Below are 26,484 nucleotides of genomic sequence, written 5' to 3' on the forward strand. Positions count from 1 at the left end.
TGACTGAACTATCAGTCAAGGCGAAAACCGGCAGGCAGGGCGAACACCGGCAGTCAGAGCGGAAATTTGCCCGACAGCTCCAGGCTTGCCGCACACGTCCAGCTGTCCAGCCGTTCCTGGTCCGTGGGCCCGCCATCCAGCGGGCTGGTCAGCCGCGGCCGGCGGACCCAGCACCCGGCTTCCTCCGCGATCAGGGCGCCGGCGGAGAAGTCGTGCTCGTTCAGCCCCCGTTCGCCGAAGGCGTCGTGCGTGCCGTCGGCCACCATGCACAGGTCCAGCGCGGCCGACCCCAGCCGGCGGACGTCGGCGAACCCCTCCAGCAGCCCGGCAAACTGGGTGGCCTGCTCGGAGCGGACCAGCGGATCATAGTTGAAGCCGGTGGCAAGGATCTGCCCCTTGCGGCCCGGGACGGGGCCTTCCAGCCGGATCAGGGTTCCGGCTTCTTCCAGCCACGCACCCTGGCCGCGGGCAGCGTAGTAGATGCGGCCCAGTGCAGGGGCGTTGACGACGCCGGCCAGCCAGGTGCCGTCGGAATCCGCCACCGCAACGGAGGTGCCGTAGTAGACGATGTTGCGGATGAAGTTGGTGGTGCCGTCCAGCGGGTCGATGGACCAGCGGTAGCCGGTGGGGTCCGCCGGCCTGGTGGTGCCGTGCTCCTCGCCGGTGATGCTGTCCCCCGGCCGCGCAGCCGCGATGACGTCGCGGACGGCGTTCTCAGCGGCGACGTCGAACGCGGTGACCCAGTCGCCGGCGTCGCCCTTGTTGCTGACCTGGAGCGCGTCACCGTTCCGGCCGGCAAGGACTTGGGCACCCGCCGCTGCGGCCTTCCTGGCCACGTCCAGCAGTTCGGCCGGCGATACGAGTGTTGCCCCGGCACCGCTCATGAGGCCGCCTCCGCCCCGGCCGGTTCCGCCGCGGCACCAGCGCCATCCTCCAGCGCAGCGGGACCCCCGGCCAATAGCTGCCGGAAGCCGTCTTCATCCAGCACGCGCACACCCAGCTGTTCGGCCTTGTCCAGCTTGGTTCCGGCATTTTCGCCGGCCACCACATAGCTGGTGTTTTTGGAGACGGAACCTGCGGCCTTGCCTCCGCGGAGCAGGATGGCCTCCTTCGCCTCGTCCCGGCTGAAGTTCGGCAGGGAGCCAGTCACCACCACGGTGAGACCCTCCAGGGTCCGGGGCATCGACTCATCCCGCTCGTCCTCCATGCGGACACCGGCTGCAGCCCAGCGGTCCACGATTTCGACGTGCCAGTCCTCGGCAAACCACTCCTTGAGCGCGGCGGCAATGGTGGGGCCCACGCCGTCAACGTGTGCCAGTTCTTCCTCCGAAGCAGCACGGATGGCGTCCATGCTGCCGAAGGCCTGCGCAAGCGCCCGCGATGCCCGGGGGCCGACGTGCCGGATGGACAGGGCCACCAGTACCCGCCACAGCGGCTGGGTCTTGGCCTTTTCCAGCTCCTTGAACAGCTTTTCGGTGGTGGCGGTGGGCTTGGACGGCGACTTCGCAGTGCCCTTGCTGTAGAAGTAGGGCACCAGTTCGAACTCCCCGGTGGGCACGCCCTTGCTGCGCTTCTCACGCCTGATGCGGACGTCAGCCAGAATCTCCGGGGTGAGGTCGAACAGCGCAGCTTCGGTGGTCAGTGGCGGAACCTCGGGCTCGGCCGGCTGGGTGAGGGCGATGGCAGCTTCCCAGCCGAGGGCCTCGATGTCGAAGGCGCCACGGCCGGCCAGGTGGAACACCCGCTCCCGCAGCTGGGACGGGCAGGATTTTGAGTTGGGGCACCTGATGTCCACATCGCCCTCCTTGGCCGGAGCCAGGGGCGTGCCGCAGGAGGGGCACTCGGTGGGCATCACGAAGTCACGGACCGGAGGATCCTGCTGGTCCCGCAGGGCAAGGACCGGGCCCACAATTTCGGGGATGACGTCGCCCGCCTTGCGGAGGATGACGATGTCGCCGATCTTCACCCCCTTGGCCTTGACCACGTCCTGGTTGTGCAGGGTGGCCATTTCCACGGTGGACCCGGCAACTTTGACCGGCTCCATCATGCCGAAGGGCGTGACGCGGCCGGTGCGGCCCACGTTGACCTGGATGTCCAGCAGCTTGGTGTGGACCTCCTCCGGCGGGTACTTGTAGGCGACGGCCCACCGCGGCACCCGGGTGGTGTAGCCGAGGGCCCGCTGGGTGGCGAAGTCATCCACCTTGACCACGATGCCGTCGATTTCGTGCAGCAGTTTGTGGCGCTTGTCCCCATACCGCTTGATGAAGTCAAGGACCTCGTCCAGGCTCCCCAGCACTTCGGAGTAGGGGCTGACCGGCAGGCCCCAGTACTTCAGCACGGCGTAAGTTTCGGATTGGCTGCGCGCCTGGAGCCCTTCGCGCGCCCCGATGCCGTGGACAAACATCTTCAGGGGCCGTTTGGCTGTTTCCGCCGGGTCCTTCTGCCGCAGCGACCCGGCTGCCGCGTTGCGGGGGTTAGCCAGCGGCGCCTTGCCTGCTTCGATCAGCGCTTCGTTGAACTCGGCGAAGGCCTGGGACGGGATAAACACCTCGCCCCGGATTTCCACTTCCGACGGAAACCCTTCGCCGCTCAGCTCCTGCGGGATTTCCTTGATGGTGAGGACGTTGTGGGTGATGTCTTCGCCAGTGGTGCCGTCGCCGCGGGTGGCGGCGCGCACCAGTTTGCCATCCCGGTACAGCAGGTTGACCGCGAGGCCATCAATCTTCAGTTCAGTCAGCCAGGCGGGCTGCTGGGATCCGTCACCGAGCTTTTCGATGCTTGCCGACGCTTTGGTGAGCCAGGCTTCGAGTTCCTCGAGGGAAAAAACATCCTCGAGGCTGTACATCCGCTGCAGGTGCTCCACGGCGGCGAAGGCGGCGGAGACTTCCCCTCCCACTTCCTGCGTGGGCGAGTCGTTGGATACCAGTTCCGGATGCAGTGCCTCTATTTCCTCCAGCCGCCGGAACAGTTCATCGAATTCGGCGTCGGAGACCAGGGGTTCGTCTTCCTGGTAGTACGCGAACCGGTATTTCCGGACCTGGTCCACGAGGTTCTCGTATTCCTCGCGGATTGAGTCGGTGGGGGTTGCTTCCGGTTCCACGGGTTCGGTGGTGCGGGTGGCGGTCTGTTCTGCGGGGCCTGGTCCTGTACTCACAGACCTATCTTGCCATCAAGGCACGTCAGCAGGGTCTGAACCCGTGACCCTTCACCTAGTGAGCCCTGAGGCGGGAGCGGTTCCTGCCCCACCACATGAAGGAGGCACCGGCGGCGCCCAGCAACAGGACGCCGGCGATGATCGGCAGGACGGCAGGATCACCGGAATCTGGATCACGGCCAGGGGTGACAGCAGCCACCCGGCTGGCCCGGGCAGACCGGGTGACGGGCGTATTCCAGTCCTGACCGCTGGACGCACCGGTGGGTGGCGGAGAAATAGAAGATCCCGTGGCGGTGACGGCGGACGGGCTGGTGGATTCTTCCGGTTCCGCCGCCGGGGCAACCGGCGCTGGAACAGTGTGGTCCGGAGCAGCCACCGAGGGAGCCGGCTGCTCGGGAGCCGCCGTTACGGGATCGGCGGGCGGAGCCGGCGGGCTCTGCGGTTCCCTCGGTTTCCGGGTCCGGGTGGGCTCCGCGGGCTTGGGATCGCCGGCGGGCTCTGCCGCGCAGAACACCAGGAAACACTCGTCCGGAGATGTTGTGGATGCGGGCGTGGGTTCTGTAGTTTGGGCGGAAGCCGGGCCGGCCGGAAAGAGGCCAAGGGTGATGGCCAGGACTGCTGCTGATGCCGTCGTCGAAGCAACGCGGAGAACCGGTGGAGACGGGGTCATTTGCTACCTTTCGATGCGCGCAGTCCCCCACCGCGGCTTTCTGGTGTCCCCGGTAGTCTTCTACACCGCACAACAGGGCCGCAAATCCACCGGATCCGCGGCGCTGTTGCCGCAGACCGGTCAGTCCCTGTTTTCGGGCGGCAGCGCAACCTGGATTTTGCGCGCCTTTCCGCGCCCCACCACGTACCCGCGGCCCGGGATGAAGTCCGGGCCGGTCCGGCCCAGCGATGTGTTCAGCAGGCTGTCACCTTCGATGTCGCCCGGGTTCAGCAGCAGGCCCCGCCGGCCGGATTTGAAGGGCTGGGCCAGTGACCAGGCCGAGGACCAGGTGGAGGTTTCGGATTCACCGATGACCCATTGGTCCGCCTTAATGGACGCTGTCACCAGCCGGCCCACGCCGGACTCCGCCATGGTGTCGGTGAATTCCGTCAGCCCCTCGATGAAAATGGCCAGAGCCCCCGGGTTTCCCGAGGAGTGCTCCACCAGGTCTTCCACTACCTCGGCTACGTCGTCCGGGCCCACCACTGAGCGGTTCCAGATGGGCAGGGAGGCGACGGCGGACCGGCGGGCCCCGATGTAGATGAGCTCCGTGGCGGGGTTGGACCGTCGGAGGGCGTAGGCCAGGGTCACGAGCGCGACGGTCCGGCCGGCGCCTGGCGGGCCGGCGAGGAGGAGCGGTCCCCGTGCCATGACCTCAGCCGGGCGGAGCGTTTCGTTGTCGACGCCGATCACGGGCAGGTCCGGGCCGCCGGCGGGAAGGACGTCCAGATCCACCTGCTCCGGCAGCTTCTCGATGCCGGGGGCGGACTCCAGGCCCTGGCGCAGCATGGCTTCGCTGAGCTTGTGCACTTCACGGGCCTGCAGGGCAAGGTTGGAGTTCCCGCCCAGCACGGCGAGCTGCACTTCGAGCCCGTCCAGCAGCCCCCGGCCGGGCGGGGAGCCGGCGCCCAGCACGTCCCGCGGAACATCCATGGACATGTAGTCCTCCTCGGAGGAGAGCCGGAGGACCAGGCGCCGCTGGATGGAGGCGAGCAATGAGGCGGGGACCGAGTTGGGCCTGTCCCCGGTGACCACCAGGTGGATGCCGAGGGTACGGCCGTCGGTGGCCAACTGCAGGAAAATGTCCCACAGCCCGGACAGCCTGCTGTGTTCGTACGCCTCGCGGAACGCCGACATACCGTCCACCAGGACAAAGATCCGCTTCTCATGGGGCCGGTTGGCGAGCTTGCGGTACTCCACGATGGTGGAGGCACGCACCTCGGCGAATGCGGCGGACCGCTGCTCAGCGATGTCCCGCAGCAGGCGCAGCAGGCGGCCCACGCGTTCCACGTCGTCGCCATTGATGATCTCGCCCACGTGCGGAAGCTCCTCCAGCATCCGCAGCCCGGAGGATCCGCAGTCGATCCCGTAGACGTGCACAGGCCCGCCGCGGGGAGTGACTGCAGCGGCGATCGCGATGCCCCGCAAAGCCGCCGATTTTCCTGATCCGCCTGTGCCGTAGATGGCCATGTTGCCGTCTTTGTCCGGCTGGTAGAACACGGTGGGCTGGGCCTGCCTGGCAGGATCATCAGCCACCCCGAGGAGCAACTGTTCGTCGGTGCGGGGGTTGGGCAGCCTGGAGAAATCGTAGGTCTTGGCCAGTTCATCCAGCCATGGTTTGCGCGGTGGCCCGATCGCGAGCGAGCCGGCCGCGCGGACAATGGTGGCCGTCATCCGCGCGATGTCGTTGGGGCCAGCCGGCGCCTCGAGCACGGGCTTTTCCGGGGCGGGAGCCTCCCAGTTGGGGCCGGAGCCGAACGCCATCTCCACGATGTCGATCTGCGGCCGTTGGGGTTTGTCCGTAGTCCAGCCGCCGGCGTAACCGGTCTGGAAGCCCTGGATCCGGCCGGGACCGGTCTTGGCCGCGCCCCGCCCCGGGATGGCGGGGTCGAAGTAGGCGGCATCCGGGACGCCCAGGATGTCCGTGGCGTCCTCCTCGTCGGCCATACGCAGCGCCACCCGAAGGTTGGTATTGGCCCGCAGGCTGTCCTTGATCACGCCGGCCGGGCGCTGGGTTGCCAGGATGAGGTGCAGGCCCAGGGACCGTCCGCGCGCGGCAACGTCCACCACGCCGTCCACGAACTCGGGGACCTCGCTGGCGAGCGCCGCAAATTCGTCCACGATGATGATCAGGTAGGGCGGCGCTTCCGGATCGGCCTCGCGCTGCAGCGCCAGCAGGTCCTTGGCCTTCTTCCGGTTCAGCAGGTGCTCCCGGTAGTGCAGTTCGGCGCGCAGCGAAGTCAGCGCACGCCGGACCAGGTGCGGCGAAAGGTCCGTCACCAGTCCTACCGTGTGCGGCAGGTTGATGCAGTCAGCGAAAGCGGCCCCGCCCTTGTAATCAACAAACAGGAAGCTGACCCGGTCCGGGCTGTACGCCGCCGCCATGCCCATCACCCAGGACTGCAGGAATTCGGATTTGCCGGCACCGGTGGTTCCGCCCACCAGGGCGTGCGGGCCCTCGTTCTTCAGGTCCAGGTACAGCGGTTCGATGCCTTTGGAACCCACCAGGGCGCGGAGGGTGCCGTTGTCCTTGCGGTTGGCCACGGCGCTGCTGTGCACGGAGTTGTTTTCCGTCCAGCGTTCGGCGACGGCCTGCGGGTTGTCCAGGAAATCCTTGCCGATCAGGGTGGCATAGGAGACGGCGCGTGGAAGGTCGGAATCATCGGTGACCGGTTTGCCAACGTCCACCACCGGCGTGAGCATCCTGGCCAGCTGCCCGGCGAGTTCGGCGTCCACGCTCTCGCAGCTGACGGGGTAGGTGTGGCGGCCCAGCCGGACCTGTCCGGTGGTGGTGCCGTGTTCGGCGTCCACCACCATAAAGTCGCGGCAGGCAGCGGGTATGGCCTGCACATCGGTGGCCACCCACAACACGTGCACGCCGGCATCCGGGCCACGTTCGGCGAGCCGGGTAAGACGCCCCCGGTCCACGGGGGCGTCGTCCTCCACAACCACCAGCACGGCCGGCACCACCGGTGCCTCCACCTCGTCCTTGGCTGGATCCAGGGCGGGGCGAAGGGCGGGGCCGGAGCGTTTGGCGGCGGTTTCCCTGGCTTCCACCAGGTCTTCGAGGCGGGCCACCAGGGATGCGCCGCCTGCCGAACCGGCGGCCAGGTGGTCGCCGGACAGGGGGCTGTGGCCGGAGCCGACGTGCGGCAGCCACTGGAGCCAGTTCCATCTGTCCCTGGACTGGGCGGAGGTGATGGCTGTGAGGACCACTTCGGCCGGTGAGTGCAGCCCTGCGAGCTGGAGCACCATGCCGCGGGCAATATCGTCCACCAGCCCGCGGGCGCCCGCGATGCCCAGCGAGCCGGCTGTCCGGAACTGCGATACCACCGGCACGCCTTCGATGTCCCGGAACTGCTTGATGCAGTCCTGGATTTCGCGGGCGTACTCCACCTCGGTGTCGTTGTTCGACGGTTCCTCCAGGAGGACCCGCGAGGGCACGGTGCCCAGGCCGAACCGCAGGCCCAGGAAGCCGCTGTGTTCCGGGCGGTGGGTCCACAGCAGCGGACCCAGTTTGTAGATGGCGTCAACGGTGTCGCTGACGGAGGGTGCCTCCTGCAAGCGGACGGCACGCTCCACGTGCTGCAGTTCGGTGATGTCCTCCCGGAAGGCGGCCATGGACGCGCGGAAATGCTTGAGCTGGTCCTTCTGCTGGCGCTTGGTCCGCATTTTCTGGTCCACGTAATGGCCCACCACGAACAGCGGCATCATCAGCATAAACACCGCCGAGAGCGGATTGTTGCTGACCGAAAAAATCACCGCACCCATCAACAGCGGGATGAGCAGCATGATGAAGGGGAAAGGATGGTCCTCGGGGCGTTTGGGTCCGGCGGGCAGGACGCGCTTCGGTTCCTCAAACCGGGGAACCACCCGAGGTGAACGGTTGAAGTCCACCAAAGGCGAGGTGGGCGCGGCGGCCTGGTTGTGTCCCAGAGGGACCACCGTGATGGTGGTGTCGCCCAGGGTGATGGTGTCCGAGGAATTCAACGTGGCGCGGGTAACCGGCAGGCCGTCCATCAGCAGCCCGTTGGCGGAATTGGTGTCCACGATTTCCACGGACTCCCCCACCGTGATGCGGGCATGCCGTTTGGAGGTCAGCGGATCGGAGAGCCGGATGTCCACGTCCCGGTCCCGGCCGATGTAGCTGGTGCCGGATGGCAGCGAAAATTCGCGGCCGACGTCGGGCCCTGACAGCACGCGCAGGGTGGCGGCCGCGGGGCCGCGGGTGGCACTGGGGTCACCGAACTGTGCGCTGACCTGGGCCAGGGACACTACGGAGCCGGGCCGGAGGCCTGATTCGAGGAGGTTGTCCTCGCGGGCGAGGACGTTGCCGCGCATGCCGCCGCCCACAAAGGCCTCATCGATCTTCAGCGAAAGGTTGTCCGGGGCGGGCGTGCCCTTGCGGGCAGGGTCGGCGGCCCAGAGCGTTGCAGCAACGTCAGCCACGGTGGCGAGACCGTCCACGGTGACGGCGAGGTCCTTGGCGTCGGCAGGGTCCCGGCGGAGAGTCAGCCGGATCCTCATCCTTCGTCCACGCCCCTCATCTTTTCCAGCAGGTACAGGTCATCGGCTGTGACCAGGTGCGAGGTGACTGCGTGCTCCACCAGCCGGGCACGGCGGTTGGTGGCGAGTTTGCCGCCGCCGCCACGAAGGCCGACAACGCCCACTCGATCCAGTTTGTCGCACACGTTGTCCAGTTTCCGATTGAAGCGGGTCAGGGCCCAGCCCAGCGTTTTGGCGGCGGCAGCGGAGGACGGGATGGCACTGAAGCCGGTCCCTTCGCGCCGCAGCATCGGCTCGGCGAGCGCCACGATCAGTGCCTTCTGGGAATCCGTGAACACCACGGGGCCGATGGTGGTGTCCCCGTTACTGTCCTCCTCCCGCGCCTGCTGCCGGAAGGACGGCGTCTTCAGGTGCACCGCGAATTCATAGGTGGTGGGTCCGGCAGTGAAAATGATGTTGGTGTGGCTGAACACCAGCGGGATCCGGGCGCCGGGCGAAAGCCAGGCCTGCATGCCGCCGGACGCGTCCGCCACCGTGGCGGAGAGCATGCTGCCCACGTTGCTGAGCCACCAGATCCCGTCATAGCGGGCCACCTGCAGGAACTGCCGGTGCAGGTAGGGGTTGTCATCCACTTCGAGGTCGCCTTCGCGGCCGATGTTGAAGACGTCCTCGTCTGAGGGTTCGTACCATTCACCACAGAAATCTATTGCTAGATCCCCCATTTTCCGTGCCTCCTCGTCGGGCAAAACTCTGAATGTCGTCGTTGCGTAAGGGCTTGGAATATGGGGCCGCTCATGGGCCGGTGCAGGCGATGGACGCTTCCTCCAGCGGGGAGAACGCTCCGTCGGAGCGGACGATCATCACCTGCACGCAGGTCTGTCCGGAGGGGTTCGGCTTCACTCGAACGGGAGGCTGGTCGATGGACTGGTATTCGCCGCCTCCGCCGATCGTATAGACCCGCCACTTGTAGGTGTCGCCGGGCTTGGGTTGCGGGTTGGTCCAGGTAAAGGAGGCATCGCCGCCGGGCGCCAAGGTCCCGGTGAGGCCTTCGACATCCGGCACTGTGCCGTTGTCGAGGGCGTCGGCCGGCGGCTTGCTGGCTTCCTGGCTCTGCGGAGCCTTGGGTGTCTGCGGTGCGGCGTTGGCGATCACGATGCCCACCACTGCCGCAAGGACCAGCAGGGTACCGCCGGAGATGGCAAGCCAGAGGTTGCGTTTCCCGTGATCCCGGCCGGAAGCGGCAACTTCGGCCGGTTCCTCCACCCGCGCGGGCCGGTGGACAGTTGTATCAGCAGCGTCTACACCGTCGGGAAGCCTACCGTCCTGCGGCCTGCCGGCCGGGGAAAGTCCGGGGGTAACCGGCGCGCTGCCGGCGCTGCCGCGGAGCACCGTGGCCGGGGTCCAGTCCTGGGGCTGGGGTGCATGCGCTGGCGGGGTCAGGGCTGCCAGGGTCAGGGCTGCCGGCGGCGTAACGCGCGACGGCGGGGCCTCCTGTGCGGGGACCTGCGGCCGGGTGCGGGCCGGGAACGTGGGCGCGCTCCCGGTCCGCTCCGGGTCGATGGCCGCGATGCTCCGCACCCGCGTTTCCTCGGCGCCGTCATCGGGGTGGTTGTCCTCCTGCTGCGGCTCTTCGAGGACTTCGAAGGGCGTGACCGAGAGGTTCAGTTCAGCCTGGATGCGCTGCAGGGCAAGGGCGAAGGCATGGGCAGAGGAGTACCGGGACTGCGGGGACTTGGCCATGGCCGTGGACAATGCCAGTTCCAGGGATTCCGGGACATCGGCGCGGCCCAGCCGGGGCACGGGCATGTTGCTGATTCTGTTGATCAGTTCGCGCTGGGAGTTGTCGGCGCCGGGCATCACGAAGGGCGACCGCCCGGCCAGGAGCGTGTACAGCGTTGCGCCAAGGGCCCACACATCCACCATCACGCCGTCCACGTTGCCGTCGGTGAACTGTTCCGGCGGGGACCACGGGATGGACATGCCGGAGTCCTCGTCGGCGTCGCCGGCCAGGGTTCCGGAAATGCCGAAGTCCGTCAGGGCAGGGCGGTTGTAGTCGGTCACCAGGATGTTGGCAGGTTTGATGTCGCGGTGCGCGATGCCTGCGCGGTGGGCGGTCTCGACGGCGGACGCCACCTGGATGCCGACGGCCAGCACCTCATCAACGCTGAACCGCTGCCGGCGGTACCGTACGTCCAGGCTGGGCCGGGAGCAGTACTCCATGGCCAGGTAGGAATGCCCGTCGTCGGTGACCTCCGCCTCGAAGATGGTGACGATGTACGGGTGGGAGGACAGCTGGGCCATCAGGTTGGCCTCGGACTCAAACCTGCGGCGCGCACCTTCGGTTTTCAGGTCCGAGAGCAGCACCTTGACGGCAACTCTTCGCCGCGGCCGGTCCTGTTCGTAAAGGTAGACGTCGGAGAACCCGCCGGATCCCAGCAGGCTGATGTAGGTGAACCCCGCGATGCGGGGCGGCGGCGCAGACGGCCGTTTGGAACTCAAAGAATCTCCTCAAAACGCAGAGAGATGTTGTCGCCCAATTCAGCAATGTCCCCGTCCAGCAGGATGGCCATCTCGTTCTGGGCCAGGCGGCGCGGAGGCTGGCCTTCACGCACCAGGACGGTGCCGTTGGTGGCTTTGAGGTCGCAGAGCATCACATGCCAGCCCTCCAGCCGGACTTCGACGTGCGAGCGGGAGATGTCCCCGCCGGGGCTCGCAACCTGGACCAGCCGGGGCATCACACCGCCCTGAACCCGGGACACCGAGGGTTGCCGGCCGATCACCAGCGACTGGTCGAGGTCCACGAGTTCTCCAGTGGAGATGCGCATCCGTCCCAGGCGCGGACGGGCCACCTGCACTGCGTCGGGCAGCAGGCCGGCGCCGCACGCGGCACAGGTGGCGCTGGTGGGCGGGTTGGCGTGGTCCTGGGGGCAGAGCCGTGCAAGCACCAGCGGCCCGGCCACCGCGGAGGCGTCCGCCGCCGTACGGACGGGCCGGGCAACCATCCCTTTCAGGCTGCCCTTCATCACCGTCTGGCCGTCGTGGTCGGCGTCATACTCCGCATGGCTGGCTTCCGGCGCGGGCGCAACCGTTTCCGCTGAAGCGGCGGCGGGAATGGCGGACAGTATGGGTGAGGGCACGGCCGGCGGCGGGGCCGGCTCGCTGCCTCCGGCCGGTGTGCGCCAAGGCACGGAGTCGATGAGGCCACCGGCTGCGGGCACGGGTGCGGAGTTGGGTGCGGGCTTGGGTGAACCGGCGGAAGGTGCCTCCGGAACGACGGCGGGCGGAGCGCCTGCCGTTGCCGGGAATACTTCCGGGCGGGCAGAGGTATCGGGCGGGCCAGGTTCTGATGGCTCCCCCACCGCCTGCTGTTCAACGGCCTTCTGTTCGACGGCCTTCTGTTCAACGGCCCGCAGTTCGGCGGCTTCGTGGTCCTGGGCCTGAGGTTCCGGCTGGCCTGCTGGCTCCGGATCTTCGCGGACGGCGGCATCTTCGATACTGCGGACCACGGTCCGTTCCCACAGGTGGTCGTAGGAGCTGGTCATCTCGCTGGCCACTGCCTGTTCGGAAGCACTGGACGAGGTGCCCTCCCGGGCTGCACTGAGCCCCGAGTCAGTGGCAGGGCCGGCGCCAGTCCCCGCGATACTGTCAGCCCCCGGGGCAGCGTCTGCCTCCGGGCCGGCATCAGTTTCGGCCACTCCCTCGTCCTCGAAGTCCTCGTCGATGACGGCATAAACAGTCTCTGACGAGGCCCCATGCTCGGGCGCAACAGTGACCTCCGGAAGGTCTGTCTCTTCGGACGCTTCGATCGCGGGCACCAGGACGGCGGAGGTGGGCGTTGCAGGCGGAGACGTTACAAAAACCGGCGCGGCTGCGCCGGCTGCCGGGGGCGCCGCAGCGGCGGGTCCGGCAGCAACGGCGGTTCCAGCAGCATCGGCGGGCTCAACTGCTGCGGGAGCAGGCCTTGCGGTGGCGGTGGTCCCTGCCCCGAGGGTGAGGACCAGGGACTGCAGCAGCACCACGCCTTCCCCGAGCGGGAGGTCCGGAAGCCCCGACGGGCCGGCGTGCGCGGCCTCAGGCACCTGCGCGGAGGTTGGCTCGTGGTGCAGGCTCCGGCCCGCCCCGGGAATAACCAGCCGGCACAGCCCGGACTGGTCGAGCCGCCGTTCCGTCCATGTGGTCACGTCCCGGCCGTTCAGCTCCACCGGGCCATCGGCCGACTGGACAGTGACGTCCAGGTCCCCGCGCAGGAAGACGCGCAGTGGTCCCTGGAAGTCGAGGATGCCGAAGGACGGGATGTTGGCCAGCGATCCCCCGGAACTGCTGGTCACTGCATGAAGGACTTCGTGCACTTCCGGCCGGCTTTCGAGCAGGCCCCAGAGTGCGGCAATGAGCGCCGGCTTGGTGTCCGGCTCCAGGAGGACAGCGGTGTGGGAGCGGACGATACCCAGCCAGGTCCCGGGGATGTAACTAACGGCGGTCATCGCCCGGTTCCCCACTCTCGCCGGCGGTGCCCGATTCCGCGGCTTCCGGTTCCCCACTGCCCGAGTCAACAGTGCCCGGTTCCGCAGCCTCTGGTTCCAGAGTGCCTGAATCCACGGTGCCCGTGCGATCTGCGGTGCCCGTGCGGGGCAGTGTTGTTTCGTCTTCGGCCGTCTCCGGGCGCGGTGCAGTGGTTGCTGCACCGGCGTCGTTCAGGACGTTCCGGGCGTCCACCACAACGACCGTGACGTTGTCCCTGCCGCCGCTGCGGAGCGCGGCCTGGATCAGGGCGTCCGCTGCGTCCTGCGGGTGGCCCACGGTGCTGAGTATCCGGTAGATGTGTTCATCCGTCAGCTCGCCGGTGAGCCCATCGGAGCAGATGAGGACGCGGTCACCTTCCTCCACGGGGAGCAGCCAGTAGTCAGCCTCGGTTTCGTCTCCGGTGCCCAGAGCCCGCGTGACTACGTGCCGGCGCGGGTGGACGGTGGCCTGCTCTGCCGTGATCTCCCCGGCGTCAACGAGTTCCTGGACTTCGGAGTGGTCCACGCTGATCTGCTCGAACCTGCCCTGGCTCAGGCGATAGGTCCGGGAGTCGCCAATGTTCATCACCAGCCAGTACGGCATGCCCATCTGTTCCACGATGACGGCGCCAGTGAGGGTGGTGCCGGCGCGTGCGCCGGTGGCCTCGCGGATAGAGTCGTCCGCCTTCACCAGGTACTGCTGGAGGACCCCAGCCGTGACACTCCGCTCCCCCGTAGTGAGCTGGGGTATCGACGCCAGGGCCCGGACACACATACCGCTGGCAACCTCACCGGCTTCATGGCCGCCCATCCCGTCCGCCACGGCGAAGACAGGATCGGAGGCTATGTACGAATCCTCATTCAACTCCCGGCGGAGTCCCCGGTCCGTCCCGTGGCCGACGCTCAGGCTGAGCCCTGCCCCCGGTTTAGTGCTGGAGGGAACGCTTGCGGGCTGTTGGTTCATGCCTGTCCTAGGTAAAAGGTGCGGTCTCCAAAATGGACACTGGATCCCGGAGTAACAAATGAGGGCACTCCCGGCTGAAGGGGCGTGCGGTGGCCGTCCGGGGTGGTTACGGCGCTGCCGTTGGTGGAGTTCCGGTCCGTCACCCAGATGCCCGCCCCGTCAGTCAGCAAGTGGAGGTGGGTTTTGGAAATGGACCGGCCGGGGTCGTCGACGGCGAGCAGCTGGGCCTGCTGTTCGCCCGCCTGGCCCACGGGGTTCCTGCCCACCAGCACGCTGCGGTCCAACTGGAAGTCGCGGCCGTCATCCAGCCTGATCCGCAACACGGCGACCGGTGCCGGGGCGGCGGAGCCGGGGCGCACCTGGGTACGGTCCACGTCGTCGTCCGGGTGCCAAGGCTGGACGTGTGGTTCCGGAACTGTCTGGACAGGCGCCGCAGCGGGGACCGTCCGGACCGGAGCCGCGGCGGCAGGAGCGGATTCAGACGCCGCGGCAGGAGCAGCGGGGCCGGGGACCTGCGGGAGGGGGTTTGGGGTTGGCTGCGGGACGTCAACGACCTTTGGCCTGTTGGCGCCCGCCACCGGGGACAGCACCGGCTGCACCGGCGGCAGGTCCAGCGGGGCGAAGCTGTACGGCCCCTGGATTCCGCCAGTGGCGATGGGGTTCCGGCCCGCCTTAACGTCGAAGGCGAGGGTCTTTGCGGCAGTATCATGCCAGCCCCGGAGCCGGCCGTTTTTGTCCCAGCTGTTCGAGACCACCACCAGCACGGCCCACACCGTTCCCGCCAGCACCAGCGGGCCAAGCACAAAAAATGCGGCCGCGAACCACTGGAACACCACCACAAGGATGGCCGCGAGCAGCGCCAGCAGGATGCCCGCCCCGGTGACCAGGCCGCGCAGGAAAACAGGACCGGCGCCCGGCGCGTAGCCGTCATTGTCCGCACTCCGGATCCCCATCAACAGGTTGCCCAGGGTCTTGCCAGTCCGGGATTCCCACCCCAGCACCACAAAGAGGTACACGAGGGTCAGTCCCAGCCCGATCCCGCCGAACAGCACCAACGACGCGGTGTCGTAGATGATGAAGCCGCCGCTGCGGGTCCGGGTGATGCCGGCGAAACCGAGGGCGAACGTCACCACGAGGACAGCCAGGGGCGGGAGCCAGTCAATCACGGCAGCACCAAGGCGCTTGCCCGCCGTGGCTGGAACAAGCTGAAGATTCACTGCCATTCCCGTTCCTCCCCCTGGACCGGCCCCCACCTGTACGGTGGACCCGCCGGCGCTCCCCCGGCCTGTGCCCGCGTTGATGCCCGCCGCCGGAAATGCCTGCGGCCTTTCTACTACCGGGATAGTACCGGGAATCCGGGGCGGGTGCGCGGCGGGGGTACCCGCGTGCGGCCCCGCCGCCGGGTGCGGCTGGCGCATGCTGCGCGCCGACCGGTTGGGCAAGGGCGCGCCGCAGGCGGTGCAAAAAGCAGCCCCGGCGCGGATGGGTTGCCGGCAGTGCGGGCAACGCCCGGCGTCGTCTGTCACTGGGTTCCTTGCCTTGGGGTCTCGGGAGTTGTTGCGTCAGGAGCCGCTGCGTCGGGTCCGGCCGGCCCCGCAGGCGCTTCCGGCCCGGCAGGACGACGGCGGCCGCTCCCCTTGAGGGACGGCAGCACGGGCAGTGCCAGCCCGGCGCCGCGGCGGCCCAGGAGGGTGCGCGCGTCCGCGAGCAGGGAACGTGGCGAGAACCGTGCCTGCTGCCGGCGCCAGAACCCCACCGTGGAGGTCATCTCCTTCAATGACCCGTCAACAATGGTCCAGTACTCCCGGACCTCGTCCTCGCTGGGCTGGCCCGCACCGAAGATCGATGCGTCTGCCCGCCTGGCCAGCATGGTGGTGGTGCCGCCGCTGGCGGGGAACGCCTCGGCGAGCACTGCGGCGCTTTCGCGGCGCGTGGACCGGGTGTCGACGGCGGCACCCATGTCGGTGGCAAGGCTCACCACCTCGCTCCATCCTCCGCCGACCCGCTGGGCAGGGTCACCGTCCCGGAAACGGGACTTCCGGCGTCGTGATTTCAGCAACGCAACCAGCAGCAGCGGCAACGCGAGGATGGACAGCGGGATCAGCGCGACGCCCAGGGCGCCCAGCAGCGCCCCCCAGAACAGCCAGGGGTTGTTTTTCTTCTGGTCCGCGTCCAGGGCGTCCGGCGAGGAGTCCGGCGGCAGGTCCGCGGGTTCCTGCGGCGGGGGCGGCGGCTGCAGGACCTGGGGCTTGGGCTTGGACTTGTTTTCGGGATCCGGCGGAATAGGCACGTTGTCCTTGGGCGGGGTGGGGTCGAAGCTGACCCAGCCCACCCGCTCGAATGCCACCTCCACCCAGGCGTGCACGTCCTTGCCGGTGATCTTCACTTCCCCTGCCCCGTTTTCCGGGCTCGTCGGCTCGGGGTAGAAGCCCATCACCACGCGGGACGGAATACCGAGGTGGCGCAGCATCAGTGACATCGCCACCGCGTACTGCTCGTCGTCACCCAGCATCTGCTTTGCCGTCAGCAGGTTCCTGATCCGGGCGGAGCCGTGGCCTGAGACGCTGGGCAGCTGCCCTTCGCTGACCAGGCCGTTGCTGAAGGCGCCGGTCTTCTGGAAGTGCGCTTCAATCTGGCGCACGCGGTCAATGGCCGTGGGCGCATCAGCGGAGAGGTCGTTCGCCTGCGATCCCACCACCGGCGGCACCTCGGCCGGGTCCGGCAGGGACACCTGGGCGAAGTCGTACTGCGTCAGCTGCCCGTGTTCCAGCTTGACCGGATCGGACACCTGGACGCTGTAGGAGTCGCCTTTGGACAGCCCGTTGGTGGTGACAGCGGTATCAGTGCCTGAGTTGAAGTACAGGCCCGAAGCTGCGGCAGAGGCGCCCTGGTCGAAGCTGATGCCGGTAGTCTTGCGGCCGCCAGGAACAAAGAATCCCTGGTAGTCCTCGATGGTGATGCCGATGGAGTAGTCGTTGGTGGGGACCACTCCCGAAGTGTCGGCCAGGGTGTTGATGGACTCGGTGTCGCCGACCTTGCTGAAGTTGCCCGAGCCGTTGGGGTCCATGTTGTAGTTGGTGCCGTTGAAGGCGTCCAGGGCTCCCAGCCGGACGCGGCCGTCCCGCGGGAGGCCCTTGACCACAAAGAGGGTGTCGTCCTTCTTGTCCTTAACGAATGTGCGGAAACTTGCCAGCGGGGTGATGTAGTCCTTGGGGTCGAACGGCGGGACCACAACGTTGCGGAGGACCTTCCGGTCTCCCCCGGCAGTCACCAGCGGGGCGGACACAGCTGTAACAGCCACGCTGGCGGCGATCACGCCGGCTGCCATGCCCAGCCTGCGCAGTTTGGCCCGCTGGGCGGTGGCGGAGTCGGTCTGCGGGTTGTTGACGGCCACTTTCCGGCTGCTGCTTCGCCGCAGGGCGTCCCGGCGGAATGTTGCCCACGCGATGCCAAGCACCGTGAGGCCGATGCCGCGTTCGAGGGTGAGGAAGGCGGCGTTGGTGCTGAAGGCGATGCCCGTGACGAACAGGACCAGGACGGGGATCAACGGCAGGTACGGGGTCCTGGCCCGCCAGGTGAGGACCCCTGCCACCAGCGCAGTGATCATGGAGCTCAGGAACGGGACGATCAGCACGCCGCCGGCAGTTCCCACCGGTACCCCGACGGTGAGCATGTCCTTCCAGGCGAACACAATGCCCAGGAGGAGGATCCGGAGCGAATCCAGGGTGGGCACGAAACCGGCGATGGCCGAGTCCGGCACCGCCAGCAGGGTCCCGAAGACGAGGTAGGCCCCCAGCGCCAGGGCCGAGGTGATGAGCAGCCCCAGGCGCAGGTGGGCGTTGACCACGCCGATGGCCAGCCCCAGGATGATCCCGCCGAAGCCGGACACCAGGTAGTAGGGATCGCCGCCGAAACTGAGGCCGAAGCCGAGCAGGCCCAGCCCCAGGAGTATGGTCAGGGCGCCGGCGTCGAGCAGGAAATGCCAGAGCGGCTGGCCGTCGGCGAAGCCGGACTGCAGGCTGCTGCGGGTCTGCTGCCGGGCGGATGTGGTGCGCGGACGCAGCCCTGGTGCGGAGGTCATGCTGCCGCCTTCCGGAGAACGATGCCGAGGTCGGCGAGGTCGCCAAGGGTGAGTACTGTCAGGTCGGCGATGTTCGCCCTGCTGGATGCGGCGCCGGCCTCCACGCGGACAGCGAGGCTGCGCACCCCGGGCGGCACGGAGGCGGCGGCGGACCTGAGCTGGGTGGCGGTGACGTTGCTGCCCACCACAAAGAACACCACGGAGGCGTTGGGCACGGTATCGGCCAGCGTCCTGGCGAGGTCGACGGCGGTCCGGCGCATGGGTGCGCCCACGATCCGGGTCATGTCATCGAGCATGTTGCGGCCGGTTTCGCACCTGAGCGGCCCCTTTTGGGTGAGGACGTCCAGCTCGCGCTGCTCGCGGATGGCCTGCCGGCCGATGGAGGCGGCGGCGGAAATCGCCATCTCGAATTCCTCTTCCGAGGCGTATTCGTCCGTGTTGATGGACAGCGAAACGGCGAGGTGGGCGCGGCGGGTCTCTTCAAACTGGCGGACCATCAGCTTGTTGGTCCGCGCCGTGGTTTTCCAGTGGATGTGCCGCCGGTCATCGCCCGGGACATAGTCACGCAGGGCGTGGAAGGAAACGTCGGCGCTGGACAGGTCGGTGGTGGGCATGCCTTCGAGGTCGCGGATGAAACCGGCAGCCGATCCGGCCAGGGCCACCGTGCGGGGATGGACAAAAAGGTCCTCGGGCTCGGTCCACAGGACCTGCCGGCGCAAAAGGTGCAGGGGGTCGGCGCGGACCGAGCGCACCGGACCTACCACGATCACGGCACGCCGGGCCGTGGGGATGGTAAAGAGGTCCTCATGGACCTGCTGCGGTTTCATCCGGGGCAGGTGGAAGACCGCCGTGACACCGCCGACGGGCAGTTCGACGACGGCGGGCAGCAGGGGCCGGTTGGAGGTGTTGGTGACGGCAATGCTGCCCACGGCGCTGTCCCCCACGGCAACGCGGGTCCGGGCAAGGTCCAGGACCACGCCGTAGGTGGAGCGTCCCAGGATGAAGCCCACGGCAATCACGAACATCACAAAGGCTGCCACCGCGGCGGCCTTTGCCTCCTGCCAGCCGTAGGCCTGCCCCGCGGTCCAAAGGAGGATGGCTGCGGCCAGTACGGACCAGCCGAGCACGCTGATCACCGAGAGGACAGGCCAGGCGTGTTTGAGCCACACCTCTTTGGCTGTCCGCCAGGCGGGTGCCAGGGCAAGTCCGGCAGTGCTGCTGGCCTCGGCCCAGACGGCGGACGGGTGCAGGCGCGTTGGCTGGCCGTTCCGGTGGAAGGGTTGCCTGAGGCGCTCGGCGATCCGGGTCAACGGGGTGCCGGTGGACATATGTGAACCTTCGTTGTGCTGCTGGGATGGACTGTTGAGCCGGGTGCGGCGGTCAGGCGTTGGTGCGCTGCTGGGGCGCGGCCACGTCTGCCAGGATTCGGGTCAGGACGGCTTCGGGTGTAGCGCCGGAGAACTCGGCTTCCGGGTCCATGACAAATCGGTGGGTCCACACCACGGGGGCGAGTTCTTTGATGTCGTCCGGGAGGACGAAGTTCCGTCCCTGGGCGGCTGCCCAGACCTTCGCGGCACGCACCATGGCCAGGGCGCCGCGCACGGAGACTCCCAGCCGGGTTTCCGGTGCACTGCGGGTCTCCTCGCAGAGCCGGGAGATGTATTCCAGGACCGCGGTGTCCACGTGGGTGGTGGCGGCGAGGTCGGCCATGTCCGCCACAGCCTGAGTGGTGATGACGGCCGTGAGTTCCTGGGAGCGGTCCTTCAGGTTCGAGCCGCCCAGGAGCCGGACCGTGGAGGCGTGGTCCGGGTACCCGATGGACGTCTTGATCAGGAAGCGGTCAAGCTGTGCCTCGGGCAGCCGGTAGGTGCCGGCCTGTTCTATGGGGTTCTGCGTGGCCATCACCATAAAGGGGCGTCCGGCCGCGTAGGTGACGCCGTCCACCGTGACGCGGGATTCCTCCATGACTTCCAGCAGGGCCGACTGGGTCTTGGGCGAGGCGCGGTTGATTTCGTCCGCCAGGACGATGTTGTTGAAGATCGGACCCTTGTGGAACTCAAACTTCTGCGTCTTCTGGTCATAGATGGTGACGCCGGTGACGTCCGAGGGCAGGAGGTCCGGGGTGAACTGGATGCGGTTGTTGGATCCCTGCACCGTGGCCGCCAATGCCCGGGCCAAGGACGTTTTGCCGGTGCCGGGCGCGTCTTCGAACAGGACATGCCCCTCCGCCAGCATGGCGGTGAAGGTCAGCCTGATGACGTGCTCCTTGCCAAGGACGGCCTGCCCCACGTTGGCGACGAGCTTTTCGAAGGTTTCAGCAAACCAGGCGGCCTGCTCGGTGGTCATGGTCATGGGGTTGCTCTTCCTTCTGTGATGGTCAGGTTGTGGTGCGGGACGGGGCTTGCCGGTCCCGCTGGTGCACCGGCGGTGCCGGCTTAGCGGTTGGGCATGTATTGCGGCGGGTTGCAGCCGAGGCTGCTGGTATCGCAGCGGATCCAGTTGCCGGCGGCCATGCCGGAGGTCAGGTGGTACCAGATGCCGCTGGGGTTGTTCGACGTCTTGTACCAGACCTGGTACCGGTCAGTCTGTGCGCCGGCGCCGGCATCCAGCCACTTGCCTTCGCCGTTGCACTGCGACGGGTTCCCGGCAACATAGCTGTCCGTTCCCTTCCGGGGTTCGGTGCAGCTGCGGACCGGGCTCGCCGTGATGCTCCACGAGGTGGGCGGCGGAGGCGTCGGGTCCTTGCCACTGGTTGCGTTGGCAGAATCTTGCGCGCCGCACACCACCGAACACGCCCGTACCTTGAGATTCTTTGTGGAACTCCAGGCGTTTGCGTCCCGGTCATACCGCGTGTCCATCCCCACGCTCGTCCACGGGCCCCCCTCATAGCTGACTTCAAAACGTTGAATAGCACGTCCGTTGTTGGCCGGTGTGGTCCAAGTCCAGTGGACTTGCTGCGTGTTGGAACTTTGTCCCGTCAGCACTGGTGCGTTGGGCGGCCCGTAGGGGTTGCCGGTGCCGATGGCACTGGCATCGCCGGACACGTTGTTCTTGGTCGATGTAGCAATGATGGTGACGGTGATGTCCCGGCCGTTGGTCATGCCGCCGATCACCCCCCCGCCTGCAGTGATGGCGCCGCTCTTGCCGTCGGCGTTGTAGCTGTAGGCGATCTCACTTGCCGTGGAGCCGTTCCGCTGGGCCTCGGTCAGCGGCGTGAAGGTCACCTTCAGCTGGCCGCTGGTGCCGGTGGCCTCCACCGTCCCGCTGCTGACCTGGCCGGGCTTGCCTGCTGCCCGGATGGCAGCCGACTGGGGGCTGGTCCCGCTGGTTCCGGCCTTGTTGGTGGCGGAAACCGTGAACGTGTAGTTGGTTTCGGAGTTGTCCACCGTCACGTTCTGGGTGGTGCCGGCAACCTGCTGGCTGGACACCACTGCCCCGCCCCGGAGGGTGGTCAGGGTGTAGGCCGAGACGGCGTCACCATTGTTGTTGGGGGCAGCCCAGCTGACCTTCAGCTGGCTTTGCGAACCCAGCGAACCCGCCTGTGCAGCGGTGGGCGCGGTCGGCGTCGCCGAGACGCCGGCCGGAACCTCGGCGGCGGAGTAAGGGCTCCACTCCGACGGTCCCTTGGCATCATTGCGCGCCAGGACGCGGACCTTGTAGGACACTCCGTTCTGCAGGCCTTTCCAGACGTAGCTGACGGCGGTCAGGTTCTGGATCTGGGCGTTCTGCCCGGGCGGCGGCGGTGAGATCTCCAGGTCGTAGGACTTCACCGGCGAACCCTTGCTGGCTGGGGCGGTCCAGTTGACGGACAGCTCCTTGTCGCCAAACTTCAGCGACGGCGCCAGCGGGGTATCTGGTTTGACGTCCGGACGCACCTCCGCGGAGGCGGGCGACCGGTCAGACTCGCCGAACTCGTTGCTGGCCGTCACCTGGAAGTGGTACTTGGTGTTGTTGACCAGCCCGTTGAGGGTGCAGGTGTTGGCGGGGCAGTCCTGCTGGAACCCGCCCTCGCCGTACACCGTGTACTTGGTGATGGGTGAGCCGCGGTCCGCGGGCGCCGTCCAGTTCAGCAGCGCCGTCCGGTCCCCCACGCTCTGGGCCTGCGGAGTGGTGGGCGCCTGGGGCTTGTCCTTGACGGTGAGCCGGATGCGGGCCGTCGCCTGCCGGCTGGAATCCCCTGTCTTGTCGGCCACCGTGTAGGACACCACCATGGTTCCGGTGAAGCCCGGTGCGGGAGTAACCGTCACCGAATCTCCGCTGACCTCCACGTTGCCGCTGCCGGTTTCCGTTGCGGCCGCGATGATCTTCAGGGCCGTCTCCGGGAAGGGGTTGGCGTCGTTGGCCAGGACGTTGACCGTCACGGCCTTTCCCGCGGCGGCGTTGGGTTCCAGGTCGTCGTTCGCTACCGGTTTGGGCCGGTTCGAGGCGGTGACGGCCAGCTGGTATGTGGCCGTGGCTTCGAGCCCGCGGGGATCGCGGGCCTTGACCTGGACAGCGCCAGTGGTTCCGGTGCCGCTGGAATCCGCCGCGGAGACCTTCAGGGCCTTGCCGTCGATGCTGGCGTTGAAGCCGGCCGGTGATCCGCCCACCAGCTCGTACTTCATCTTTTCGACGTCGTCCCGGTCCGGATCCGAGGTCAGCTTGCCCAGGTCGGTGCTGGCGGAGTCCCCCTTCGGGACCTCCACCGTGGCGCCCAGGAGCTCGGGCGGGTTGTTTTTGTTGGGATCAGGCAGCACTTTGGTGCGGATGCTGAGCGTGGACTTCAGGCCGGCCGGATCGTCGGGGCCGGTGCCGTCTGTCACTTCGAAGGTCAGCGAACCCGGACCCACGTAGTCGGCGCCGGCCCTGTACTTGAGTCCGGTACCGTCCCCGGTCACGGGGTCGCCGCCGTCGGCGCCGATCAGTTTGATCCGGTCCGCCTGGGTCAGCCGCGGGGAACGGCCCTCGCGGACTTTCACCCACTCGTCCAGGGCTACGTCCACGGACTGGCCCGCGATGACCTCGATGACTTCGTCCTTGGCCAGGGTGGGCACCTGCTGTCCCAGGCCCGGGACCCAGATGACCGCCGTCGATTGCTGGCCGTCCACGTCCTCCACGGTGTACGGGATCAGCTGCGGCTGCTCGGTAAGGTCCACCACCATGTTGCCCTCGGGGCCGGGCCGGGCGGTGGTGGCCTCGGTGCTGATTTTGAGGTTTTCGCCCACGCCGTCGGGGTCCTCGTCGTTTTTCAGGACGGGGACATCAACAGCGGTCTTTCCCAGGGTCTGGGCGGACGTCACCCTGTCGTCCCGGGCGATGGGCGCCTTGAGGGGTACCTCGTTGTCCACCACCACGCGGATGGCAGCCTGCGCCGAGGCATCCCGGTCATCGGCAATGGTGTAGCGGACGTTGACAGTACCGGCTTCGGCCGGCGCCAGCAGGATGATCCTGCCGCTGGCCTTGCTCACCGTGGCCTGAAGTGCCGGATCAGCTCCGATGCCGTCGGTCAGGATGCGGATGAGGTCGCCGTCCGGGTCGGTGTCATTTCCGGTGGCGTCGACGGCGATCTGGCGGCCCGGGCGTACCCTGACCTCGTCGTCCACGGGAGTGGGTTTCTGGTTGACCTCGCCGCGAGGTGCGACCCCAACCGTCACCGTGCCGCTGTTGACCGCACCCTGCCGGTCCACCACCTTGTAGCGGAACGTGTCGGTACCGGCACCGTCCCCGGCCGCCGTGAAGTCGATGAAGTTGCTGCCCACCGTGGCGGTACCCATGGCGGGGGTGCTGTCGATGCCGGTCAACTGGACCGAGTCGCCGTCGGGATCGATGCCGTCCAGCGGGACGGGAATCCTGACAGTACCCGCAGCGACCACCCGTGCGGTCAGGTTCCGCGGCTGCGGACGCGAGTTCTCAGCGCCTTCCAGCGGCAGGATATGGATGGTCACGGCGGCGGCACTTTTTTGGCCCTGCGGGTCCACGGCATTGTAGATGGCCCGGACTGTCTTGGGCTGGCTGCCGGCGATAAAGCGGAGGGTGTTCTCCGAGACAAAGCTTTTCCCGTCCGCCGGGTCCACACCCTGCGGCAGGACCGGGTCCACCGTCAGTTCCTGGCCCTGCGGGTGGGTGTCGTTGTCGAGCACGGGGATAGTGACGACGTCGTTCACCCGGACATTCACTTCGTCCGGCTTGGGCTGGGGTGCTTCCACGACGGCGGGTGCCGGGACCGGGACCACCGAGACGCTGCCGGTGGCCGACTTCTTCCCGTTGGACATGGTGTATTCGAAGAGGATCGGGTCCTTCGTCCCCAGGACGTCCGTGATGCGCAGGACGCTGTGGTTGATCACGCTGACCGACGCAGTGGAATTCTCCGGGAGCTTCACGGACTGCAGCACCAGGACGCTGCCGGACGGATCGGAGTCGTTGGCCAGCGGGTCCAACAGCACGCTTCCGCCCGTCGGCATCAGCGCGACGTCGTGGACGGCCACGGGATTGCCGGTGTCGTCGCCGGATTCCACGTCCACCCGGATGAGGCCCTGGCTGCTTTGCGGCCCGTTGCTGGCGATGTAGGTGAGGTAGACGGGCCCGGGGGTGGTGCTGCGGAAGGTAAACGTGCCGCCGTCGGTGACCGGGCCGAGCTCTGCGGGGCCGTTGGCTTCCACCTGGGCCAGGCGCAGGGCACCCCCGTTGGGGTCGACGTCGTTCTTCAGCGGGGAGATGACCAGGTCCTGGCCTGTCACGGCCGTGACGTGGTCGGCGTTGACCACCGGTGCCAGGGCTCCCGGGGGCTGGACGTTGACCACCACTTTCCCGGTGACCGTGGCGCGGCCGTCCAAGATGGTCACCTCCACGTTCTTTTTCCCGGCGGTGGCGCCGGAGTCCTGGAACGTGAGCAGGCCGTCGCGGCGGACCTTGACCTGGTCCTGCTCGTTGTCTGCCTTGGCGTCAAGGAGTACCAGGTCGTCGCCGTCGGGGTCGATCCAGTCGGTGAGGATGTTCTGGCTGACGGTTTTGCCTTGTTCCACCAGCATGGTGGTGTTGTCGCCGCGCTTGAACTGCGGCGGCTTGTTCTCGTCCGGAGCCACCACGCTGAGGGTCACCTGCCCGGCGGCGGAGAGGCCGCGGCCGTCAGAGGCGTTGTAGCTGAACGTCTCCGTCCCGGGTTTCGCGTCGGCCGGGACGGAGACCTGGAACGCGGTTCCGCCGTAAATGTCTTCGAGGGTGCCGGCCTTGGGGCCGGAGTCAGTCACAGCTGCGGTGAGAACATCGCCGTCGGGGTCCGAGTCATTGTCCAGGACGCTGAGGATGGTGGTTCGGCCCGGGCGGACGCCGACGGCGTCGGGCTTGGTTTCGGGCGGACGGTTGGGTTTGGTGCGGTCCGGCAGGACGTTGATGGTGTTGTTGTCCGCCGATTCCTGGTCCTGTTCGTCGGATTCGTTTTTGGGTGGAACAACGTCGTCCCAGTTGTTGACCAGCTGCATGTTCTGGTTGACCAGCCACACATTCCCGGAGTTCACATCGTTCAGGACCACCAGGTCCCGGTTCACCCGGAAAACATACGACGGCGACGCACTCGCCTTGGGAACATCCACGTTCTTGTCATCCGCGTCGTTCGTGCAGTCACGGACGTACTTGTTCGCCCCCGACCACGCCGCATGCACACACCCGCCCAACTGCACCGGCGCCGCCGGCACACCCTCACCACCGAACGACACCGTCCTCGCCGTGCCACCGTCCAGCGGCTGCTTCAACAACGCCTTCGGCGTGGAGATTGCAACAAAGTCGCTGCCCGGACCGGTCTGCTGCAGTTTCGCATCCCGGGCATTGTCCAACTGCAGCCGCTTACCACCGGGAAGGAACAACTTCCCCGCCGCCGCATCCAGCACCACCGGCTTGTCCCCCACCACCGTGACCTGCAGATCCCCGGCGCCCTTCAACTCAGACCACGTCTCAGCATCCGAGGACACCACCGCACCGTTGACATCAACACCAGTCACCGTCACCACACCGGATTTCGGATCCGCCGAATAAACCCGGTCATCGGCCCCCACCGCCGACACCGTACCCTCCGAACCCACCAGCACCGGCTCGGTGGCCTCCTCATCAAAACCATTCACCGTCGACGGCGACACCGCCCACACCTTGCCCGACACAGCATCCGTCACCGAGATCACCTCGGAGCCGAAACTCACATCAGCAGCACCAGGCAACCGCTTATCCCCACCCAGGCGCATGTTCGCCGGCGACACCTGGTTCAACGTCGAACCAGACTCATCATCAACAAACACCTCCCCCGCATCCTGCAAAATATCGAACGTCGTCGACGCCGGCGTCACCGCCCCATCCAAAACACGCGACGGATAATTCAACCGCCCCACCGCATTCTTAGACTTCGACACCACCCACACGCCACCATCATTCAAATCCACCTCAGTGGTCTTAAACCCCGGATACAACACAGCACCGGTCACCACCACAGCAACAGCAGCACCAAACGCCGTACCACCCACAAGCTTCTTATGGCGCGTTTTGAGCCCAAGCTTCCCCAGCAGACTTGTCACAGCGTTACGTTTCCCTCAGTTTGTGTGGCCGTAC

13 protein-coding genes are annotated in these 26,484 nt (G+C 67.4%); all 13 read right to left on the reverse strand.

Annotated features, from left to right (window positions below; genetic code table 11):
* Positions 1 to 53: 53 nt before the first annotated feature.
* On the reverse strand, positions 54 to 884 hold the full coding sequence (locus tag QF038_RS13830) for an inositol monophosphatase family protein (RefSeq protein ID WP_307610644.1): 831 nt from the start codon (positions 882 to 884) through the stop codon (positions 54 to 56).
* Positions 881 to 3,100 carry an NAD-dependent DNA ligase LigA gene (gene ligA / locus QF038_RS13835; RefSeq protein ID WP_307613483.1) on the reverse strand — a complete coding sequence of 740 codons (2,220 nt, stop codon included), beginning with the start codon at positions 3,098 to 3,100 and terminating at the stop codon, positions 881 to 883. The genes QF038_RS13830 and ligA overlap by 4 nt, the downstream gene beginning before the upstream one ends.
* 109 nt (positions 3,101 to 3,209) lie before the next feature.
* On the reverse strand, positions 3,210 to 3,824 hold the full coding sequence (locus tag QF038_RS13840; protein ID WP_307610645.1) for a hypothetical protein: 615 nt from the start codon (positions 3,822 to 3,824) through the stop codon (positions 3,210 to 3,212).
* Between the two features lie 120 nt (positions 3,825 to 3,944).
* Positions 3,945 to 8,390, reverse strand: a complete 4,446-nt coding sequence (locus QF038_RS13845) for an FtsK/SpoIIIE domain-containing protein (protein WP_307610646.1) — start codon at positions 8,388 to 8,390, stop codon at positions 3,945 to 3,947.
* The gene (locus QF038_RS13850) at positions 8,387 to 9,091 is read right to left on the reverse strand and encodes a hypothetical protein (RefSeq protein ID WP_091418310.1); all 705 of its coding nucleotides are present in this window, start codon (positions 9,089 to 9,091) and stop codon (positions 8,387 to 8,389) included. The genes QF038_RS13845 and QF038_RS13850 overlap by 4 nt, the downstream gene beginning before the upstream one ends.
* Positions 9,092 to 9,161: 70 nt before the next feature.
* Positions 9,162 to 10,868 carry a serine/threonine-protein kinase gene (locus QF038_RS13855; RefSeq protein WP_307610647.1) on the reverse strand — a complete coding sequence of 569 codons (1,707 nt, stop codon included), beginning with the start codon at positions 10,866 to 10,868 and terminating at the stop codon, positions 9,162 to 9,164.
* Entirely contained in the window at positions 10,865 to 12,850 is a 1,986-nt protein-coding gene (locus QF038_RS13860; protein ID WP_307610648.1) for an FHA domain-containing protein, read from the reverse strand. Before QF038_RS13860 ends, QF038_RS13855 begins: the two co-directional genes overlap by 4 nt.
* On the reverse strand, positions 12,837 to 13,832 hold the full coding sequence (locus QF038_RS13865) for a PP2C family serine/threonine-protein phosphatase (RefSeq protein ID WP_307610649.1): 996 nt from the start codon (positions 13,830 to 13,832) through the stop codon (positions 12,837 to 12,839). The genes QF038_RS13860 and QF038_RS13865 overlap by 14 nt, the downstream gene beginning before the upstream one ends.
* Positions 13,829 to 15,358: an RDD family protein gene (locus tag QF038_RS13870; RefSeq protein WP_373461571.1), complete on the reverse strand. Its 1,530-nt coding sequence runs from the start codon at positions 15,356 to 15,358 to the stop codon at positions 13,829 to 13,831. Before QF038_RS13870 ends, QF038_RS13865 begins: the two co-directional genes overlap by 4 nt.
* On the reverse strand, positions 15,355 to 17,913 hold the full coding sequence (locus QF038_RS13875; protein WP_307610651.1) for a transglutaminase-like domain-containing protein: 2,559 nt from the start codon (positions 17,911 to 17,913) through the stop codon (positions 15,355 to 15,357). The genes QF038_RS13870 and QF038_RS13875 overlap by 4 nt, the downstream gene beginning before the upstream one ends.
* Positions 17,910 to 19,241, reverse strand: a complete 1,332-nt coding sequence (locus QF038_RS13880; RefSeq protein WP_307610652.1) for a DUF58 domain-containing protein — start codon at positions 19,239 to 19,241, stop codon at positions 17,910 to 17,912. Before QF038_RS13880 ends, QF038_RS13875 begins: the two co-directional genes overlap by 4 nt.
* Positions 19,242 to 19,293: 52 nt before the next feature.
* Positions 19,294 to 20,265 (reverse strand): MoxR family ATPase, encoded by a 972-nt coding sequence (locus QF038_RS13885; protein ID WP_307610653.1) that lies wholly within the window; start codon positions 20,263 to 20,265, stop codon positions 19,294 to 19,296.
* 83 nt (positions 20,266 to 20,348) lie between these two features.
* Positions 20,349 to 26,450: an Ig-like domain-containing protein gene (locus QF038_RS13890; RefSeq protein WP_307610654.1), complete on the reverse strand. Its 6,102-nt coding sequence runs from the start codon at positions 26,448 to 26,450 to the stop codon at positions 20,349 to 20,351.
* Between the last annotated feature and the right edge of the window lie 34 nt (positions 26,451 to 26,484).

The organism is Pseudarthrobacter sp. W1I19, from assembly GCF_030817835.1.
Classification (GTDB): Bacteria; Actinomycetota; Actinomycetes; order Actinomycetales; family Micrococcaceae; genus Arthrobacter.